We start from the raw sequence: 18,562 nt of genomic DNA, 5'->3' as shown, positions 1-18,562 counted from the left end.
TCCATGTTCAAGTCCAAGATTGCTTCTACCACCGCGGCTCTCGCCGTTGCCTCCGGCCTGATCTTCGCTCCGGCCGCTAACGCCCTACCACAGCGCGACCTAGGCCCAGCTAACCCGACCACCATCGGCGAGCGCTGCTCCAACCCAGGTGACACCGGCCAGACCGTAAAGATCAAGCGCACCTATTTTGATGGCTCCGCCGGTTCCTGGACTGTGTCCAACTACAACGATGAGCCATTGCCTGTCACCCGTTCTATCAAGGAGACCAAGACAAAGACTTGGAACGTGTCTGCTGGCGTCGATTTCAAGCTGTTGGATCTCATTAATTTCACCTTCTCTTCCAGCTACACCGATAGTCAGTCCTACGAGGTAGGCGAGCAGGTTGGTCCGTACAACATTGCTCCGGGCAAGACTGCCGTGCTGCGCGCCGGTTGGGTTGTTTCTGATTTCGAAGGTCAGAAGACCGTGTGTGGCTCCGACCACAAGTGGCAGGCTAATGGCGGCACCTTCACGGCTTCTCTGCCGAAGGAACGCCACGTCGAGGTTTCCACTCGCGATAACAACGATTGGGGCTAAACATGAGCAAGACGTCCATCGCCAGCGCCCTTGCGGCGCTGAGCCTGGTGGCCGCTCCTGTTGCCCACGCCGCTGATTTCGGTGGGGACTTCGAGCTGCCCCAGCGCTGGAACGACGATTATAAGCCGGGCACACATTGCTCGACGCCGGGTGAAAACGGCACCTACGTCACGGCAAAGCGCCGCTGGTTCAAGCAGACCGACGCCACCAGCGTGGCTAATCGCAATGCCGAGGAAGTGCCGGTCAAGCACACCGTCACCAAGGCCCGCACCCAGACCATCGAGGTCTCCGGCTCCGTTGAGGGTACCGGTGATCTGGCCAAGGTGTTGACCAAGACCTATGGCTTCAACTACGTCAGTGAGCAGCACTGGAAGCTAAACCAGGTGGTTGGTCCGTACACCCTGCCAGCGAATTCGCAGGGCAAGCTGGTGTGGGGCTTTACCATGCTCGATACTGACGGTCAGGACGTTCGTTGCAACTCTGACCAGCAGTGGGAAGCCCAGGGCAAGCCGTACTCGGCCTCCGTGCCAGAAGCGCGCTACTCTGAGCTGCGCTTGGAAGACGCCCCTGAGTGGAACTAATCCACCCCATTAAGGAAGCGCCTCGCCAATCTGAAAGGACTGGCGAGGCGCTTTTCTTTCGGCTAGGCGCTTTCGGAAGCTTGAGTCGAGAGGACAGGGGTTAGGCAGGTAGCCAAGCGTAGCCATAAGCGCCGAGCCCCACTGGGCCGAGATCGATGGAACGATCACTGAAGTTGTGCAGGCACAGCAGATCACCGCGTTGGTAGCCAAGGACGGCCTCTTCGCCGGTCTCAACCGGCTCACACGGCGCGGTACCGAGATCAGAGTGGGCATGGCGCTCGGCGATCATGGAGCGCACAGTATTGAGCAACGAGGCGGCGTCTTCAATCTGGGCGGCCACAGACGTTCCGCCTACAACCGGCAGCCGGGATGGCGCATTGATGCTGAAACCGGCGTGTTCGGAATCGTCCCACTGCATGGGGGTGCGGACCGCATAGCGGTCCGGAAGTGTCGTGTCATCGAGCATGCCAATCTCATCGCCGTAGTAGATAAACGGTGCGCCCGGCAGGGTCATCAGCAGTGAAAACATCAGTTCCACCTTGCGGCGGTCGCCGTTCATCAGTGGCATAAGCCTGCGGGCAATACCCACGTGCGCGCGCATATTGTCTTCTGGCAGGTACGCCTGGTACATCAGATCTCGCACGGTATCGTCCACCATTTCCAAGGTGAGCTCATCGTGGTTGCGCAAGAAGGTGCCCCACTGGCACCCTTCCGGTAGGGAAGGAAGTTCGTCGAGGATGGAGTAGACCGGGGTGGCGTCGCCAAGCGCCAAAGCCTGATACAACCGCGGCATGACCGGGAAGTTGAAGACCATGTGGAAGCGCTCGCCCTGGCCGTAGAATTGCATGGTTTCGGCCGGCGGCTGGTTGGCCTCCGCGATGAGCACGGCTTCCGGGTAGTGCGCATCCATGAAGGAGCGAATCTTTTCCACAAACTCGATGGTCTCCGGCAGGGACTCACCGCCTACACCATCGCGCTCAAAGAGATAAGCAATAGCATCGAGGCGCAGACCGTCCAAGCCCTTGTCCATCCAGAAAGACAAAATTTTGAATACTTCCTCCTGCACGGCCGGGTTATCGTAGTTCAAATCCGGCTGGTGGGAATAAAAGCGGTGGAAGTAGTACTGGCCGCGCTTGTCATCCCAAGTCCAGTTGGAAGTCTCCACGTCAGTGAAAATGACGCGGATTTCGGGGTAGCGCTCCGGGTCATCGCCCCAGACGTAGAAATCGCCATAGGGGCCTGTGGGATCCGTGCGGGAGGCCTGGAACCATGGGTGATCGGAGCTGGTGTGGTTGAGCGCCAAGTCCGTCATAATGCGCATGCCACGGCGGTGCAGCTCCGCAATGAGCTCTTCAAAATCCTCCATCGTGCCATAATCTGGGTGGATGGAGTAGTAGTCCGCAATATCGTAGCCATCATCGCGCAAGGGGCTGGCATAAAACGGCGAAAGCCACAGGCAGTCCACGCCGAGCCATTGAAGGTAGTCCAGCTTATCGATGACCCCGCGCAGCGTTCCTACCTCCTTATCACCATCGGCCTTAAACGAGCCGACGAGGGCCTGGTAGAAGACTGCATTGTGGTACCAGCTCATGAAAGGTCCTTTCTTTTGGCCCGCCAGGTTAGGTAGGTAAGAAGGCACAGTACTCCGGCCACGAGACCGGGCCAGATGGAGGGGGAGTCGTGAAAGAGGTTGATGATGGCCTGAATAACCGCGAGGATGCTGAAGAAACCAAGGAAGCCCAGCGCGGTATCCCACAGCATGGCCCTGCGCATTAGGCCTTGACACCACCTGCGGTCAGGCCAGCGACGATGCGGTGCTGGAAGATGAGCACCATGATGACCAGTGGGATGGTAACCAGCGCGCCAGCGGCCATGGTCGCGGCATAGGGGTACTCAAAGGCCGAGGGGCCGGAGAAGCGTGCAATGGCCACGGTCACCGGCTCAGTATCGGTGGTGGAGAGCTGCTTGGCCAGCATGAACTCATTCCACGTGGTGATAAAGGCGATGATCGCGGTGGTAAACAGCGCTGGCGCCGCCAGTGGCAATAGCACCAAACGGAAAGCTTGAGAACGCGAGGCTCCATCTACCCGGGCTGCTTCTTCCAGTTCCCAGGGAAGTTGGCGGAAGAAGCTCAGCAGCGTATAGACCGTGAGAGGAAGCGCAAAGGAAATATTGGGGATGATCATTGCGCGGTAGGTACCAATCCACTCCAGGTTGCCAAAGAGCTGGAAGAGCGGGGTGACCAAGGCAATGGCCGGGAACATGGAGGCGGCCAGAATAATGCCGGTCACGATTCCCTTGCCAGGAAAGTCATAACGGGAGAGCGCATAGGCGGTAAAGACACCGATGAGCACGGCCACCGCGGTGGTAATCAGTGAGATGAGAAGCGAGTTACCGAGCGCGGCAAGGAAGTCATTTCCCTTATCGGTAGCCAAGGCATCGCGGAAATTATCCAGCGTGACATGGGTAGGCCATGGCGTGGTATCAAAGGTGAATCGCTGATCTCGCAGCGCGGTTACCAGCATCCAGTAGAAGGGAGCGAGGCCCCAGAACATGATGAAAATGATGCCGGCGAAGTGTTCGAATTTACGCATTATTTAGCTGCCTTCCTGCCGGAGACATCCGCACCAAGGAAGCGAATGAGGATAAAGGCGACGACGAAGATAAGAAGGAAAATGAGGGTGGAGAGCGCGGAGGCGGAATTGAAGTTGCCTTGGCGCATATCCTCCACCACCAGCTGCGAGATGGTCGCGGTAGGGGAGTTGGAGGAGCTAGAAATCATGATGACCGGCAGGTCATACATGCGCAGTGCGTCCAGGGTGCGGAAGAGTACGGCCACCATGAGCGCCGGGCGCACCAGCGGGAGAGTGATCCGGAAGAACGTCTGGATACGATTGGCGCCGTCCACGCGGGCGGCGTCGTAGACGTCCTTAGGAATCATCTGCAGGCCCGCCAGGATAAGCAGTGCCATAAACGGGGCGGTCTTCCACACATCCGCGATGATGACGGCCAGGCGGGCGTAGAACGGGTCCGTGGTCCAGGCGATCTGTGCTCCAAGCAGCGAGTTGACGATGCCATCCGGGGCAAACATGAACTGCCATAGCTTGGCCGTGACGGCCGTTGGAATGGCCCAGGGGATAAGTACCGCCGCACGCACGAGGCCGCGGCCGCGGTACTCACCATTCATGATGAGAGCCATCAGCATACCCAGGATGGTCTCCAGCAGCACGGTAACGACGGTGAAAAAGAGCGTAATCTTGACTGCGGGCCAGAAATCTGTGGCGATAACCCCCGGTGGGCAGGTGGAAATCTGGCCGGTACCGGAAACGCATCGGTTATTGATCCAGTACAGGTAATTTTCCAGTCCGGCAAAACCGCCTTCCTCAAAAAGCCCCGTCTGCGGGTTGAGGTGCCTATTGCCTTGGAAGGACAGGAAGATGGCGCGGATGATGGGGTAGCCGATGATGACGGCGAGCACGATGAGCGCCGGAGCAATCAGCCCGGCCACGCGCCCGTAATTTTTGCGCTGGGGTTTCGGCGCTCTTGCCGACGCCCCTTTCGGCGTCCCCTTGGACGCAGTCGGCGAAGCTATAGCCACGCTGGTCCGCCTTTCTGTTAAAGAAATGCTGTCTATTGGCTAGATTCTATCCCCAATAGGGGAGTGAAAACCACAAAGGGTGAGGCGGCGGTATGCCCGCCTACCTCACCCGGATTGGGAATTTAACCCTGGGAAGCCGATTCGATGGCCGCCTTCATATCGGCGGTGGCATCATCGACCGACTTGTCATCCGTCAATGCAGCGTAGGCATTGTCCTGGATGGCCTTAGAAATCGCCGAGTAGAACGGGGAAATCGGGCGCGGTGCCGCGTTCTCCAAGGACTCCTTGAGCGCCGGCAGGTATGGGAACTCCTGCTGTAGCTGCGGGTCATCGTAGATGGAGGCCAAGACCGGTGGGAAGGACTGCTCCGCGAAGGACTTCTGGTTGTCTTCGTTGATGATGAACTTCATAAAGTCGAGCGCAGTGCCCTTATTCTTGGAGTTGATATTGATACCGTTGTTGTAGCCACCCAGCGTGGAAACGCCTACGCCGTCCTTGCCCAGTGGGGCCTGGACCTCGACGTCGACGCCGGCATCAACCGCATTGGAGTACATATATGGCCAGTTCACGGCGAAGGCGGTCTTGCCTTCGGTGAAGGCCATATTGGTTTCTTCCTCGGTGGCGGCGGTGGAGTCCTTGGAGATGGTCTCCTCCTTGTACGCATCCACCATGGCCTGCAGGCCGTCTTTGGCTTCCTTGGAATCCACGGTGACATTGCCGTCCTTATCCAAGACAGAGCCGCCCCAGCCTTCCATGAAGTCAGCGGTATTGAGCGCAAGGCCTTCATACTGCTTGAGCTGGGTGGTCAGACAGTTCTTGCCGTCTTCCAGCGCCTTACATGCAGATTTGAGATCTGCGAACTTCTCGGGAGCCTTATCCGCGAGCTTGGTATTGCGGAAAAGCAGCTGACCATTGGTGTTCTGCGGCAGCGCGTAGAGGACGTCGTTATAGGTGGCGGACTCTACGGTGGCCGGCAGTAGCTCATCCGTATTGGTTTCAAAATCACCATTGAGCGGCTGGAGCCACTGGTTGGCAGCGAACTCCGCGGTCCACACGACGTCCAGCGCCATGACATCGTAGTCATCGCTGCCCGCCTGCAGGGACTGCACGAGGGTCTCGCGCTGGGCGTCAGCCTCGCCGGCCAGCTCCTTGAGCGTGACCTTCTCGTCTGGGTGCTGCTCGTTCCACTTTTCGATGATGGGGGTCACCTTGTCCGTGTCATTTTTGCCCATGGCAAAAGTGATGGGGCCGTGCGCATCCGCCCCGCCTTCGGAGGAATCGCCCGCAGCGGAATCGGAGGAGGACGAAGAGCAGCCGGCCAGAGCCAGAACTGCAGTAGTCGCAACGGTGGTGCGAAGCAGGAATCTCTTCATGGAATTCACCTTTCGGAAAACTTTCGGTTCTTTAAACCTAAAATACGGAAATCGAAAGGTGGATAATTTTGACCTATTTAACTCTAAATGGGGGTAGTAAAGGGGCGGCGGGAGGTTGGACTACGTACCTGCGGCACTGTGGCCCAGTGTCCGCCGTGGGGCTAATCCTGTGAGATACGGCGCCCCGTTTCTGGGTCAAAGCGGAGTGCTTCGCGCGGGTTGAATGTCAGTACGACATCTTCGCCGCGCTGTGGTGGGGTACCTTCGGCGCGAGCAACAAAGCGGTTTTCGCCCTCGGTGACGTAGACATAGGACTCGGCGCCCAGCTCTTCCACAATGTCCACCACGCCTTGGAAACCCACTGGACCCTTGTTGATAAACATCTTTTCTGGGCGTACACCTACGCGGCCGCCGTTGTAGTCAAAGATATTCATGGCTGGCGATCCGATGAAACCGGCGACGAATTCGTTTGCGGGGGCGTCATAAAGCTCGCGCGGCGGGGCAACTTGCTGCAGCTCGCCGTCCTTGAGCACCGCCACACGGTCACCCATGGTCATCGCCTCTACCTGGTCGTGGGTGACGTATATCGTCGTCGTACCCAGTCGCTGCTGCAGGCTGGCCAACTCGGCGCGGGTCTGGACGCGCAGCTTGGCATCCAGGTTGGATAGTGGCTCATCCATGAGGAAGGCCTTCGGCTCGCGCACAATGGCGCGGCCCATGGCCACGCGCTGGCGCTGGCCACCGGAAAGGTCCTTGGGCTTGCGCTTGAGGTAATCGGTCAGACCGAGTGTCTCCGCAGCTGCGTGTACCTTGGACTTGATGTCGGCCTTGGGCAACTTTGCCAGCTTCAAAGCAAAGCCCATGTTTTGTTCTACTGTCAGGTGTGGGTAAAGCGCATAATTCTGGAAGACCATGGCGATATCGCGATCGCCTGGCTCTAAGTTGGTCACGTCCTTGCCATCAATGGTGATGCGGCCGCTCGATGTCGGCTCTAATCCCGCCAGTGCGCGCAGCGTCGTGGATTTACCGCAGCCCGAAGGACCAACGAGCACCAGAAACTCGCCGTCCGCGATTTCGAGGTCCAAGTCCTTTACCGTGGGCGCGCTCGCGCCAGGGTAGGTGATATTGACCTTTTCAAAAGTGACCTTTGCCATGCGCAACACACTAGCACCATTGGTGGCCGGTATCCTTAAGACTTATGACTGCACTTGATTTGGAACGCATTCGCACCGCATTGGCCGATGATTTCACCACCATCGATTTCGTGGAAAAGACCGGCTCCACCAATACCGACTTGATGCAGGCCACCAACGTTGCGGATGGCACCGTGCTGCTTGCCGACGAACAACTTTCCGGCAAGGGACGTCTTGGCCGCTCTTGGACCGCGCCGGCCGGTTCGCAAGTCATTTTCTCTGTGCTTTTGCTGCCGGAATCTCTCGATCACTTGGGCACCCTACCTCTGGCCGCGGGCTTGGCGGTCACCGATTCCATCGAGGGCACCGTGCTCAAGTGGCCGAATGATGTGCATATCGATGGCAATAAGCTGTGCGGCATCCTCGCTGAGGCTGGACCCGTGGGCCAGGCTTTCAAAGCCGCGCCAAAGACCGAGCTCACCAAGGTGGAAGTGGGCGAGGCTGAACTTAATAAGGCTGAGGTCAACAAGGCGGAAGTAAATAAAACCGAAGTCAATAAGGCGGAGCTCAATAAAGCCGTAGGCGGTGCCGCGCCCTCTGCGCGCGTCGTCGTAGGAATGGGCATCAATGTCACCTTGACCCGCGAGGACCTGCCGATTGAAAAGGCCACCTCGCTCGCGCTCGAAGGCCGCGATACCGACCGCACCGAGCTCGCCATTAACGTGCTGAAGAACCTGCGCCGTCGTATTGTGCAGTGGGAGAACCACGATCCGCAGCTCCTGCGCGATTACCGTGCGGTGTGTTCCTCACTGGGACAACAGGTGCGCCTAGAAACTCCATCCGGCGATGTTATTGGGCACGTGGATGAAATCGGCGAGGACGGCCGCATCATGGTCGCTGGTGAGTACTATTCCGCGGGCGATGTCACGCATCTGCGCCCACAGCAGTAGACCGCACAAGAGACACGGGAGGTAGCATCCATAGCTATGGGATTAATGAAGATGGGCCAAGGCGAGATCAAGCGCGCAGATGTCTCCGCGCCTTTTCGCGCATTGATTTTCCCTTTTCTCGAGCTCATCCTCATTACCGGTCTACTGTGGATTGCCATCGGTTGGTGCGATGTCCAAGCAGTAGACCCGATGCTGCGCAATGGACTGGTCGCGGTGTGGGCGCTGTTGGGAATCTGGCGCTTTGTCATCCCGCTTTATAAGGCCCGTCGCAAGCGCTTCATAGTGACCAATAGGCGCGTCATCGCGCGCGAGGGGCGCACTATCGATTCGATTCCGCTGCAGGATATTCGCGGTGCTCGAAAACGACGCGGCGGAGTGTCTCTAGCCATCCATGGTTGGGACCGCGCCATGTATTTCCCTAATGTTGCTAAGCCCAAGCGCGTGGCTGAGATTATTAATGATCGCCCTTGGTTTTAACCTCAGTGGTGTGCAGCTGGCTATCCAGGTCTTCCGGCGAGAGGTTGGCGCGGCTAAATTCCTGCGTCAGCGGCAGGCGCAGCTCTAAATCAGAGGCGGGGCAAAGCTCAACCGTTGCCTTATCTACTACGTAGTCCAAAACGTGCCCACCGGAGGTGCGGGCGGCGTCGATAAAGTGCACGTGACAGCCTGGCACCGAAATTCCTTTTTCATAAACGGGGGTGCGGAAGCCGCCGATGACTCCTTCGACGTTCTGAAAGTGCAGCTCTTTATCTCCGCCGACGGCCTCTGACATCGGTGGGTAGGGTTTTTCCTGCTTGACCACCGTGCGGGTGGTGACCTCCTTAAAAGTGCCCACGATGCGCACCGCATACATGTAGTTGGCGGAAGGCTCGAGCCTATCGATAAAGGCGGAGAGCTGATCGCGGCGCAGGCCCGCGGGGGCGTCGGCAGTAATGCGAGGAACAAAATTGGTGGCTACCGCATAGGGGGTGCGCTGATCCAAATCTGCAATCTGTGCGGAACCATCGCCCCGCAGTTGGTAGCAGGTGCCGTCCAAAATGATCATCTCACCGTCGAGGCCATCGAAGGTGCCCAAGCCGAAGTTTCCCTTACCTAGCAGCTCTGAAATGGTCATTTCGCCGTCATAAATGCCATCAAGCAAAGCGGTCATGAGTGAATTTTGGAAGATGGTATGACGAGTGAACATAGTATCCAGGCTAGTATTGGGGGACGTGAGTGACTTAAAGCCTATTGTAACTGTTTGTGGCGACGGCCAGCTGGCCCGCATGATGCAGCCGGCCGCCGCGGAGCTCGATATTCACCTGCGGATTCTAGCCAGCAAGCCGGATTCTTCCGCGGCGCAGGTCACCCCGGACGTGGTGCTGGGGGACTATACCTCCCTGGAGGAGCTGCGCGGCGTGGCCGAGGGCGCGGATGCCATTACCTTCGAGCACGAGCATGTGCCCAATGAACACTCCGCCGCGCTTATCGACGCCGGTTTTAACGTCCAACCTCAGCCCACCGCCCTCATTTACGCGCAGGACAAGTTAAAGATGCGCGAAAAGCTTGCCGCATTTGGTGCCCCCGTGCCACGCTTTGCTGCGATCGACTCGGTGGCCGATGCCCGCGCCTTCTTCGACGCCGTCGATGGCCGCGTGTGCCTCAAGGCCCGCCGCGGTGGTTACGACGGCAAGGGTGTGTGGTTCCCCACCGCTGATAATTGCTTTGAGCTGGTTTCCGAGCTGCTCGAAGCCGGAACCCCTCTCATGGCTGAGGAAAAGGTGGACCTGACCCGTGAGCTGTCCATCCTCGTTGCCCGCCGCCCCTCCGGTGAGGCCAAGGTGTGGCCGATTACCCAGTCCCGCCAGGAAAACGGCATTTGTGCCGAGGCAATTGCACCAGCCCCTGGCCTCGCACCGGAACTCGCCCAGCGCGCTTCCGAATTGGGTCTCACCATCGCCGAGTCCCTCGGCGTGACCGGCGTGCTGGCCGTCGAACTCTTTGCTTTCGACGGCCCCGAAGGCGAGGATATCTCCGTCAACGAACTGGCCATGCGCCCGCATAACACCGGCCACTGGACCCAGGATGGCAGCGTTACCTCCCAGTTTGAGCAGCACTTGCGCGCGGTGCTCGACCTCCCGTTGGGTGCAGTCGACACGCTTGCCCCCGTTACCGTGATGGCCAATGTCTTGGGAGCCGACGAAGATCCTGCCATGCCCATGCCGGAGCGCGTTCGTGAAGTAATGAAGCGTTACCCGCAGGCCAAGATTCACCTCTACGGCAAGGATCACCGTCCCGGCCGCAAGATTGGCCACGTCAACGTTACCGGTGAGGACACCGACGAGACCCTGACCATCGTCCGTCAGGCAGCGCACTTTCTCGTGCACGCCGAATGGGCATAAAACTCTGCTTGTAGAAAGGACAGCATGCAACCACACGTAGGCATCATCATGGGTTCTGATTCTGATTGGCCCACCGTTGAACCCGCCGCCCAGGTCCTCGCAGACTTTGGCATCCCCTTCGAAGTTGGCGTGGTCAGCGCTCACCGCACCCCAGAAAAGATGCTCGCATACGCAAAAGAAGCCCATACCCGCGGCCTGAAAGCGATTATCGCCTGCGCCGGTGGCGCCGCGCACTTGCCCGGCATGGTTGCAGCGGGCACGCCGCTGCCAGTCATCGGCATCCCGCGCGCTTTGAAGGATCTCGATGGTCTCGATTCCCTTCTTTCCATCGTGCAGATGCCTAGTGGCGTGCCGGTCGCCACCGTTTCCATCGGCGGTGCAAAAAACGCCGGCCTGCTTGCTGCGCGCATCCTCGGGGCAGGTGACCCCGCCATCCAGGACAAGATGATGGATTACCAAAAGCGCATGGCAGAAGAGGTCGAGCAGAAGGATAAGAACCTGCGCGACAAGCTGCTGGGAGAGTAGCTCTTAGGAAAAGAAGTAAATAAAGCAAGCACGTTTAGCCACAACCGCGGAGGTTTCGGCAAAGCGTGCTTGTCTTCTGCGCGGTGACGTCGACGAACGCTAGAAGGGCACGCCGGAGCGCAAGATGACATTGGCAAACGGCGTGGTGGAACCGGTGCGCACGACAAAGGAGGCGCGGGCAACTTCGCGTTTGAGGTCGTCATGGGAGACCTCGGTGAGGGGTACTGCGGGAAGCAAGGAACGCACCTCGGTCGGGGTGGAATCGGCGATGGTGGCGGCTTCGACTACGACTTCGTCGAGGAGGGCGGCCAGCGTATCGGCAAAGGTGGGGATGCCGAAGGTAAGCGTGAGGTCGATGACTGGAACATCGTGAGGAATGGGCAGGCCGCAATCAGCGATGACAAAGGTATCAGTGTGGCCAAGGCGCGCAACGGCACCGGCGAGCGCGGGATTAAGGAGACCGGACTTACGCATTGGTGACCTCCGGCAAAGTGGATGCGGTCGTGGGGTAGGAGGGCTGCGCGCCGTTACCGGTGGCGGCGAAGGCGCCGACGCGGGCGGCGAATGTAGCGGCATCGACAAGCGAGGCTCCAGCGAGGAGCTGGGCGCAGAAAGCACCAGCAAAGGCATCGCCGGCGCCGGTGGTATCCACGGCAGTCACGCGCGGGGTGGGGATATCCGCGCCGCCATCCGGGGTAGCAACGTAGGCGCCGTGGGCGCCAAGGGTCAGCACAACGGAACGGAAGCCTGCCTCTACCAGGCGGTGGGCGAGCTCGCGTGGGGCGCCTTCAGCTGGCAGGCCGAGCTGGTCCAAGATAAGCCCGGCTTCGTGTTCGTTGGCGAGTAGGGGATCGGCCTGCAGAAGCGAGTCGCGGTCGACCTTTACTACCGGAGCAAGGTTAACCACCACACGGCCCTGGGCCGCTTCCACGGCGGCTTGGAAACCAGAGGCTGGGATCTCGCCTTGGAGGAGCACCACGTCGGCATCGGCGATGGTGGAGGCGCGGGCGGTGACAAAGGGGGCGTCGACAAGCGCATTGGCGCCGGGGGAGATGACGATGGTGTTCTCGCCATCGGCCGAGACGGTAATGACGGCGAGGCCGGTATTGGTATCGGCCTGCTCTACAGCGCTCAGATCGATGCCGGAGGTGTGCATATAGTGCATGGCGGGCTCGGCATAAGGATCGGAGCCCACCGCGCCCACAAAGGCCACGTTGGCGCCCAGCTGCGCCGCCGCAACTGCCTGATTGGCGCCCTTGCCTCCAGCTAAAATCTCGCCGCCGGAGCCCAGCAGGGTTTCGCCGGGCTGCGGGTGGCGCTCGGCGTGGACGATGAGATCGGCATTGATGGATCCGACGACGGTTAGCTTGCTCATTGGAAATCCTCTACATTGTCGCGGGTGACGGTGATGACCTCGACGGGGACGTTCTTCTCCGCCGTGCCACCGTGCAGGAGCGCTGCGGCTTGTTCGATGGCGCGGGCACCGAGCTCTGCGGGCTGCTGGGCGATGGTAGCTTCCAGCTTGCCATCTTTGACTGCCTTGAGGCCATCGAAGGTGCCGTCAAACGCCACCACCTTGACCTCAGTACCGGCGCGCGAGCCCAGGGCTTCGACCGCGCCGAGTGCCATTTCATCGTTCTCGGCAAAGATAGCCTTAATATTCGGATTGGCCTGCAATAGGTTGGTGGCAACGTTGAGGCCCTCTGTGCGGTCGAAATTCGCCGATTGCTTGCCGACGACCCGAATATCCCCGTACTTCGCAATCTGCTCTGCAAAGCCTTTGCCGCGCTCGCGCGAGGCGGAGGTACCGGCGGTGCCCTGCAAAATGAGGATGTCTCCCTTTTCCCCGATGGAGTGGGCGAGGGTATCTGCCGCCTGTGCGCCGCCGGCAACATTATCGGAGGCCACCATGGAGTCCAGTTCCACGCCGTTGACGTCGCGGTCCACGCCGATAACCGGCACGCCGTCATCCTTGATGCCGCGCACGGCCGGGGCGACGGCATCGGAATCGGTGGGATTGACCACGACGACCTTGGCTCCCATCGAGGTGGCGTTTCCTAATTGATTGACCTGCTGGGCGGGGTCATCGGAGGCGTCCTGGATATCCAGCGGAACGCCGAGCTCCTTGGCCTTATCTTGTGCGCCGTGGCGCAGCTCAACGAAGAAGGGGTTGGTCTGTGTCGACAGCGCTAGCGTGATGCGGTTGCGGTCTTCTTCCGAACGATTGCAGGAGGCAAGGCCAAGCGCAAGCGCAGGAACGAGAAGGGTGGCGATGAGCTTTTTCATGGTGGGTGCTCCTTAGTTGGCCGTCTTATTACGGATAACGTCGAAGCCGACGGCCAGTGCGATGACCAAACCAATGACGATCTGCTGCCAGAACGAGGAGACATTGAGCAGATTCAGACCGTTGCGGATAACGGCCAAAAGAATCGCGCCGATCAGTGTGCCGGTGGCCTTGCCCTGACCGCCGGAAAGCGAGGCCCCGCCGATGACGACGGCCGCGATGGCATCCAGCTCGTAGCCGGTGCCGGCCTGCGGCTGCGCAGATTCCAGGCGGCCGGCCATAACCATGCCGGCCCAGGCGGCAAAGAAACCGGAGAGCGCGAAGACGGCGATCTGGATGCGCTTGACCGGCAGGCCCGAGAGACGGGCGGCCTCGAGGTTGCCGCCGATGGCGTACATGGAACGGCCGAGTACCGTGCGCTCTAGGATGAACCAGCACATGAGCCCGGCGATGACCATCATGATGATTGGAACTGGAAAGCCCGCGATATCGCCGCCAAAGGCGTTGACGGCTGGGGCGGTTTCAATGGGCGAGCCTTGGGAGATGACCAGGGTAAGTCCGCGGGCGATGGACATCATGGCCAGCGTTGCGATGAAGGACGGAATCTTGCCCCACGCGGTGGCCATGCCGCAGATGGCGCCGGCCAGCGCTCCTACGATAAGGCCGATGAGCAACGTGAGCCAGCCAGGTAGACCAGCGGTGGAGAACATATAGGCCGAGACCATGGCACCGAGCGCGGCGACCGAACCCACCGAAAGGTCGATGCCAGCGGTGACGATGACAAAGGTCATTCCGAAGGCCAAGATCGCCACCGTGGCGGCCTGGATGCCGATATTGAGCAGGTTCGCCACGGTAAGGAAGTACGGGGTAGCGATAAAAAGCGCGATGCACAGGGCAATGAGGCCAACGAGAGCGCCATTATTCATGGCCCAGTTAACTACTCTATTTTTGGTCATGCTTCATCCTTGGGGTCAGTTCCGGCAGGTGCGGCAGCAGCGGCGGAAGTAGCGGAGGTCACATTGGATACGGCGAAGGCCATGACCTCGTCTTGGGTGGAGTCCTTGGGGAGTTGGCCGGCGAGTTGACCACCGGACATGACGAGGATGCGATCGGACATGCCGAGCACCTCGGGTAAATCGGAGGAGGCCATGAGCACGGCGCCACCGTCTGCGGTGACCTCATTAATAATGTTGTAGATCTCCACCTTGGCGCCGACGTCGACGCCGCGGGTGGGCTCATCGAGCAGGAGGACTTTGGAGCCGGCGAGCACCCAGCGGCCGAAGACGGCCTTTTGTTGGTTGCCACCGGATAAGTTCCGGATGGGCTGCGAGAGATCGGCCATGCGGATGCGCAGTTTTTCCGCTACCGCACCGGCGCGGCGGCGTTGGCCGCTGCGGTCTGCAAGCCCTGCCTTGGCAGTGGGGTAGAGGGTAGCAAACCCCAGGTTATCGCCCACGGAGGCGTCAAGGACGAGCGCCTGGGACTTGCGGTCTTCCGGGATATGGCCCACGCCGGCGCGGATGGCCGCACGTATATCGCCTCTGCGCAGCTGCGTGCCGCCAACGCGGATGGAGCCGGAATCGTAAGGATCGGCGCCTGCGATGGCGCGAATGAGCTCGGTACGGCCAGCACCCACGAGTCCGGCTAGGCCGACGACTTCGCCGGCATGGACGGAGAAGGTGACGTCGTGAAAGGCGCCGTCGGAAGTCAGCTCGGAGACTTCTAGTAGGGCCTCGCCGTGTTCAGGGGGAACCTTGCGCGGGTATTGATTTTCAATCTCGCGGCCGACCATGAGCCGGACCAGCTCGTCTTCGTCCGTATCGGCAGGGACTTCGGCAATGAAAGAACCATCGCGCAGCACGCTAGTGGTCTCTGCAATTCGCGCTAGTTCCTCCAAGTGATGGCTGATAAAAATCATGGCCACGCCCTTGGCCTTGAGCTCCTCAAGCACGGCAAAGAGGGCATCGACCTCCTTACCGGTGAGCGCGGCCGTGGGCTCATCCAGGATAAGAATTCGTGCGTTCATGGACAGCGCCTTGGCGATTTCTACGAGCTGCTGCTTGGCGACGCCGAGCTCACCCACCGGCATATCCAGGTCCACGTCCAAGCCGATGAGATGCAGCGCGGCTTGGGCCTGTGCCTTGAGGTGTTTGTGCTTGACCAACCCGAAGCGGCGCGGGGTGCGCCCGAGCATGATGTTCTCGGCCACCGACATGGTGGGAACGAGGTTGAGCTCTTGGTGGATGGTGGCGATGCCCAGCGCCTCGGAGGCCTTGGTGTCGGGGATTTTAACCTCTGCGCCATCCACCACAATGCGGCCGGAATCTGGTTGGTGGACACCGGCAATCATCTTGATGAGCGTGGATTTTCCGGCGCCGTTTTCACCCAGCAAGGCTTGGACCTGACCCCGGCGGACGGTGAGATCCACGCCTTTAATGACTTCTACCTGGCCAAAGGATTTGGTTACGCTTTCTAAGCGCAATACGTGGTCACTCATGGCGTGGCCTCATCGAGGTGGTGGGCGGTGGACATGCGTGGGATGTAGCGGGTGTCTAGCACTTCGCCTTCTGGCTGGCGCTTTTCGTTAATAGCCGCGATGAGCTTAGCCGTGGCGGTCTCGCCCATCCGTGCAACATCCTGGTCCACTACCGAGATGGGAGAGGGCTGAAAGCGCAGGTAGATAAAATCATCGAAGCCGACAAGTGCGATTTCTTCTCCGATGCGCTTGCCCGCATTATGGCAGGCCTCGAGTGCGCCGGCAGTCATCATGGAATCGCCGGCAATAAGCGCGGTGACGCCCTCCTGCAGGAGCGCGATGGCTCCCTTATAACCTTCGCGGTGGCGGTAGCTGCCGTGGTGGATGTGGGTAGGCATCCCGCGCGTGGCGGCCTTAAATGCTTCGAGTCGCTGCCGGCCGGTGGAGGTTTCCTGCGGGCCGGACAGGTAGCCGATATGCGTGTGCCCCTTCTCCTTGAGCTGTTCCACGGCCTGTTCGATTCCCTTGTGTGGATCTGATAGCACTGCGGGAATCTGGCCCAGGGTCCGGTCAATGAGCACCAGTGGCCGGTAGGTGCGCGCCTGCTCGAGTGCTTCTTCGGCGCCTTCGAGCGGCACGGCGATAATGCCGTCTACCTGGCGTTCCATGAGGGCATCGAGCGCCTTGACTAGCCGCTGTGGTTCCTCGCCGCAACTGGTAATCATTGTGGCTAGACCCTGTTTATCGGCGGCCTCTTCAACGGCTGCCGCCATTGCGGCGAAATAGGCATTATCCAGGCTGGGGATGACTAGACCGATGGCATTCGACCGGGAGCTACGCAAGGCGCGGGCCTGGGCGTTGGGCCTATAGTTCAGCTTGATGGCCGTGTCCTTGACACGTTGGCGCGTGGATTCAGAGATAGCAGGGTTGCCCGAGAGTGAGCGGGACGCGGTAGAAATGGATACTCCAGCAGCAGCGGCCACGTCTTTAAGGGTGGTTCCGGCCATGCTGACCTCCTTGGGTTTTAAGGCGTATGAGCCATCGTCTGGCCCTACGGGGTGCAATCGATTGCATGCTCGAGTTAAACCTAAGGCCTTTTCTATCTTTCTGTCAAGGTGTGGCGAGTCTATGCTGGTATCCATGTCTGACCCGCTCCTCGTGTTGGGTTCCCGCGTAACCCACGGCTATCCCGGCGCTATGTTGCGTTCGCGTCTGGATAAAGCGCTGGCCCTTTATCATGGCCAGCAGATTATTGTCTCTGGTCGCGGCGAGGCAGGTCCGATGGCCACTTATCTTATTGAGCGCGGCGTACCTGCTGAGCGAGTAGTGGTGGAGCCAGACGCCACGAGTACCAATGAGAACCTGGAAAATGCACACCGCTTGGCCCCGCACGCCGTTTTGCAGGTGGTGACCAATGATTTTCATGTCCTGCGCACAACGCTGTGGGCCCGGCACCTAGGTATTGCTGTGCGCGTGCATCCCGCGCGCACCCCGTGGCGGTTAATGCCGCGTAACTATCTGCGTGAAGTTCTAGCTACCCCGCACTCCGCAGCGCGAATAGCGTGGCGGCGGGTGTGTAGATAGCACTGCTGCTTAGTTGGGGGGCTGTTGAGTCCCTTCCAGGTGTCCTCAACCCCCGAAAGAGGTTAACTGCAGGTTAACTCCATGGCGGTGAGCTGGTGAAACGGTAGATATACGCTCCTTATTATGCAAACGATTGACCGGCGCTTTGCCGTGCTCCTAGGCTAAATCCAACGAAAGTTATAGCCAGAAAGGTCTTTGTTATGACCAGTGGAGGAGCGGCTGGCTCTGACGCTGAATACCCCAGCGTCGCCATTTCTCATGGCGATTACGCGGCCGAGATTGCTCTGTTCGGCGGTGCAATCAAGGCGCTGACCTATCGCGGTGCGCCTTTGGTGGAAAGCTACGACGGTAAACCACCGCTCATGGCCGGGGTGGTGCTGGCGCCGTGGCCCAATCGCACCGAAGATGGCTGGTTTGAATGGCAGGGGAGCGCCCACCAGCTAGAAATTACGGAGCCGGAGCGCAATAACGCCATCCACGGCTTCGCGGTGGACTGGTGGCGGGTAAAAGAACGCACAGAAAGCCGAGTGATCCTCGCTTTTGACATTGAGCCGCGGCACGGTTGGCCATGGGCCATTCAGCTGGAGGCTACCTATGCTCTCGATGAGCAAGGATTGCACCACCAGCTCACCGCCCGCACCGCGGACCCCGGCGAGGTTCCTTTCGCCTATGGGCTCCACCTCTACCTCTCCCCTCAGGGAGCTGGGGCGGAGGAAGCGGTGCTGAGCGTGGACGTCGGCAAGCGCCACGTGCTAGACGCGCGCAACCTGCCCACGGGTAAGACGGAGCAGGTGCGCATTGTAGACCAAACCATCGCCGAGGTGGATTGGGACGATTGCTTCCACGGTGAAGGGCCGCTGACGGCCATATATACAGCCGGTGGAAAAGGCGTGCGGCTGGAGATGGGCGAGGGCCTGAATTGGGTGCAGATGTTTACCCCGGCCGACTTCCCGCGGGAACAAGGCCCAGGCAAGGCGCTTGCGGTAGAGCCCATGAGCGCGCCGCCGAATGCGCTGCGTAGCGGGGAAGACCTCGCGCGCTTGAGTGCTCAAAATTCGCAGACTTATACGCTGCTGCTGGCAGCAGAAAATAATAACTAGA

At 59.8% G+C, this 18,562-nt stretch carries 20 protein-coding genes; 8 read left to right on the top strand and 12 right to left on the bottom strand.

The annotated features are described in order from the left end of the window. Nucleotides 1–3: 3 nt before the first annotated feature. Both RAE07_RS02105 and RAE07_RS02100 read left to right on the top strand, forming a co-directional pair. Nucleotides 4–576: a hypothetical protein gene (locus tag RAE07_RS02105; RefSeq protein ID WP_049383651.1), complete on the top strand. Its 573-nt coding sequence runs from the start codon at nucleotides 4–6 to the stop codon at nucleotides 574–576. 2 nt (nucleotides 577–578) lie between these two features. Beyond that, nucleotides 579–1,157: a hypothetical protein gene (locus tag RAE07_RS02100; RefSeq protein ID WP_317001228.1), complete on the top strand. Its 579-nt coding sequence runs from the start codon at nucleotides 579–581 to the stop codon at nucleotides 1,155–1,157. Between the two features lie 100 nt (nucleotides 1,158–1,257). Here the strand turns inward: RAE07_RS02100 and RAE07_RS02095 are convergent, their stop codons facing one another. The 5 genes from RAE07_RS02095 to RAE07_RS02075 form a co-directional block, all read right to left on the bottom strand. Continuing rightward, nucleotides 1,258–2,748 carry an alpha-amylase family protein gene (locus RAE07_RS02095; RefSeq protein WP_317001227.1) on the bottom strand — a complete coding sequence of 497 codons (1,491 nt, stop codon included), beginning with the start codon at nucleotides 2,746–2,748 and terminating at the stop codon, nucleotides 1,258–1,260. Between the two features lie 181 nt (nucleotides 2,749–2,929). After that, entirely contained in the window at nucleotides 2,930–3,751 is an 822-nt protein-coding gene (locus tag RAE07_RS02090) for a carbohydrate ABC transporter permease (protein WP_317001225.1), read from the bottom strand. Further along, nucleotides 3,751–4,755, bottom strand: a complete 1,005-nt coding sequence (locus RAE07_RS02085) for a carbohydrate ABC transporter permease (protein WP_023020706.1) — start codon at nucleotides 4,753–4,755, stop codon at nucleotides 3,751–3,753. Before RAE07_RS02085 ends, RAE07_RS02090 begins: the two co-directional genes overlap by 1 nt. Nucleotides 4,756–4,877: 122 nt before the next feature. Further along, nucleotides 4,878–6,128: an ABC transporter substrate-binding protein gene (locus tag RAE07_RS02080; RefSeq protein ID WP_248099741.1), complete on the bottom strand. Its 1,251-nt coding sequence runs from the start codon at nucleotides 6,126–6,128 to the stop codon at nucleotides 4,878–4,880. A 161-nt stretch (nucleotides 6,129–6,289) separates the two neighbouring features. Further along, nucleotides 6,290–7,282, bottom strand: coding sequence for an ABC transporter ATP-binding protein (locus RAE07_RS02075; RefSeq protein WP_200288156.1), 993 nt, complete (start codon nucleotides 7,280–7,282; stop codon nucleotides 6,290–6,292). 44 nt (nucleotides 7,283–7,326) lie between these two features. Here RAE07_RS02075 and RAE07_RS02070 point away from each other — a divergent pair, with 44 nt between their 5' ends. Both RAE07_RS02070 and RAE07_RS02065 read left to right on the top strand, forming a co-directional pair. After that, on the top strand, nucleotides 7,327–8,211 hold the full coding sequence (locus RAE07_RS02070; protein ID WP_317001223.1) for a biotin--[acetyl-CoA-carboxylase] ligase: 885 nt from the start codon (nucleotides 7,327–7,329) through the stop codon (nucleotides 8,209–8,211). Between the two features lie 36 nt (nucleotides 8,212–8,247). Further along, nucleotides 8,248–8,688 carry a hypothetical protein gene (locus tag RAE07_RS02065; protein ID WP_023020710.1) on the top strand — a complete coding sequence of 147 codons (441 nt, stop codon included), beginning with the start codon at nucleotides 8,248–8,250 and terminating at the stop codon, nucleotides 8,686–8,688. On the opposite strand, the gene budA is transcribed toward RAE07_RS02065, so the two are convergent. Then, nucleotides 8,666–9,397, bottom strand: a complete 732-nt coding sequence (budA, locus tag RAE07_RS02060; RefSeq protein WP_023020711.1) for an acetolactate decarboxylase — start codon at nucleotides 9,395–9,397, stop codon at nucleotides 8,666–8,668. The two genes, RAE07_RS02065 and budA, sit on opposite strands and share 23 nt — an antisense overlap. Nucleotides 9,398–9,476: 79 nt before the next feature. Between budA and RAE07_RS02055 the strand changes: the two genes are divergently transcribed. Next, a complete protein-coding gene (locus tag RAE07_RS02055; RefSeq protein ID WP_317001340.1) occupies nucleotides 9,477–10,592 on the top strand; it encodes a 5-(carboxyamino)imidazole ribonucleotide synthase in 1,116 nt (371 codons plus the stop codon). A 24-nt stretch (nucleotides 10,593–10,616) separates the two neighbouring features. Beyond that, complete coding sequence (gene purE, locus RAE07_RS02050; protein WP_317001221.1) at nucleotides 10,617–11,117, top strand: 5-(carboxyamino)imidazole ribonucleotide mutase; 501 nt, start codon at nucleotides 10,617–10,619, stop codon at nucleotides 11,115–11,117. A gap of 99 nt (nucleotides 11,118–11,216) precedes the next feature. On the opposite strand, the gene rbsD is transcribed toward purE, so the two are convergent. From rbsD to RAE07_RS02020, 6 genes are read right to left on the bottom strand one after another with little or no spacing between them, the layout of a single operon-like run. After that, nucleotides 11,217–11,591, bottom strand: a complete 375-nt coding sequence (rbsD, locus tag RAE07_RS02045; protein ID WP_239206245.1) for a D-ribose pyranase — start codon at nucleotides 11,589–11,591, stop codon at nucleotides 11,217–11,219. Next, the gene (locus tag RAE07_RS02040) at nucleotides 11,584–12,492 is read right to left on the bottom strand and encodes a ribokinase (RefSeq protein ID WP_239206247.1); all 909 of its coding nucleotides are present in this window, start codon (nucleotides 12,490–12,492) and stop codon (nucleotides 11,584–11,586) included. The genes rbsD and RAE07_RS02040 overlap by 8 nt, the downstream gene beginning before the upstream one ends. Then, the gene (locus tag RAE07_RS02035; RefSeq protein WP_259824932.1) at nucleotides 12,489–13,403 is read right to left on the bottom strand and encodes a substrate-binding domain-containing protein; all 915 of its coding nucleotides are present in this window, start codon (nucleotides 13,401–13,403) and stop codon (nucleotides 12,489–12,491) included. Before RAE07_RS02035 ends, RAE07_RS02040 begins: the two co-directional genes overlap by 4 nt. Before the next feature lie 12 nt (nucleotides 13,404–13,415). Continuing rightward, nucleotides 13,416–14,357, bottom strand: a complete 942-nt coding sequence (locus RAE07_RS02030) for an ABC transporter permease (RefSeq protein ID WP_317001220.1) — start codon at nucleotides 14,355–14,357, stop codon at nucleotides 13,416–13,418. Then, a complete protein-coding gene (locus RAE07_RS02025) occupies nucleotides 14,354–15,898 on the bottom strand; it encodes a sugar ABC transporter ATP-binding protein (protein WP_317001219.1) in 1,545 nt (514 codons plus the stop codon). Before RAE07_RS02025 ends, RAE07_RS02030 begins: the two co-directional genes overlap by 4 nt. After that, nucleotides 15,895–16,884, bottom strand: coding sequence for a LacI family DNA-binding transcriptional regulator (locus RAE07_RS02020; RefSeq protein WP_200288146.1), 990 nt, complete (start codon nucleotides 16,882–16,884; stop codon nucleotides 15,895–15,897). Before RAE07_RS02020 ends, RAE07_RS02025 begins: the two co-directional genes overlap by 4 nt. Before the next feature lie 133 nt (nucleotides 16,885–17,017). Here RAE07_RS02020 and RAE07_RS02015 point away from each other — a divergent pair, with 133 nt between their 5' ends. Together RAE07_RS02015 and RAE07_RS02010 are read left to right on the top strand one after the other, a co-directional pair. Then, on the top strand, nucleotides 17,018–17,461 hold the full coding sequence (locus RAE07_RS02015; protein ID WP_198010445.1) for a YdcF family protein: 444 nt from the start codon (nucleotides 17,018–17,020) through the stop codon (nucleotides 17,459–17,461). Between the two features lie 200 nt (nucleotides 17,462–17,661). After that, entirely contained in the window at nucleotides 17,662–18,561 is a 900-nt protein-coding gene (locus tag RAE07_RS02010; protein WP_317001218.1) for an aldose 1-epimerase family protein, read from the top strand. Nucleotide 18,562 lies beyond the last annotated feature (1 nt).

The sequence above is a fragment of the Corynebacterium nasorum genome (assembly GCF_032821635.1).
Lineage (GTDB): Bacteria > Actinomycetota > Actinomycetes > Mycobacteriales > Mycobacteriaceae > Corynebacterium > Corynebacterium kefirresidentii.
This window is presented reverse-complemented; position numbering and strand designations above follow the sequence as displayed.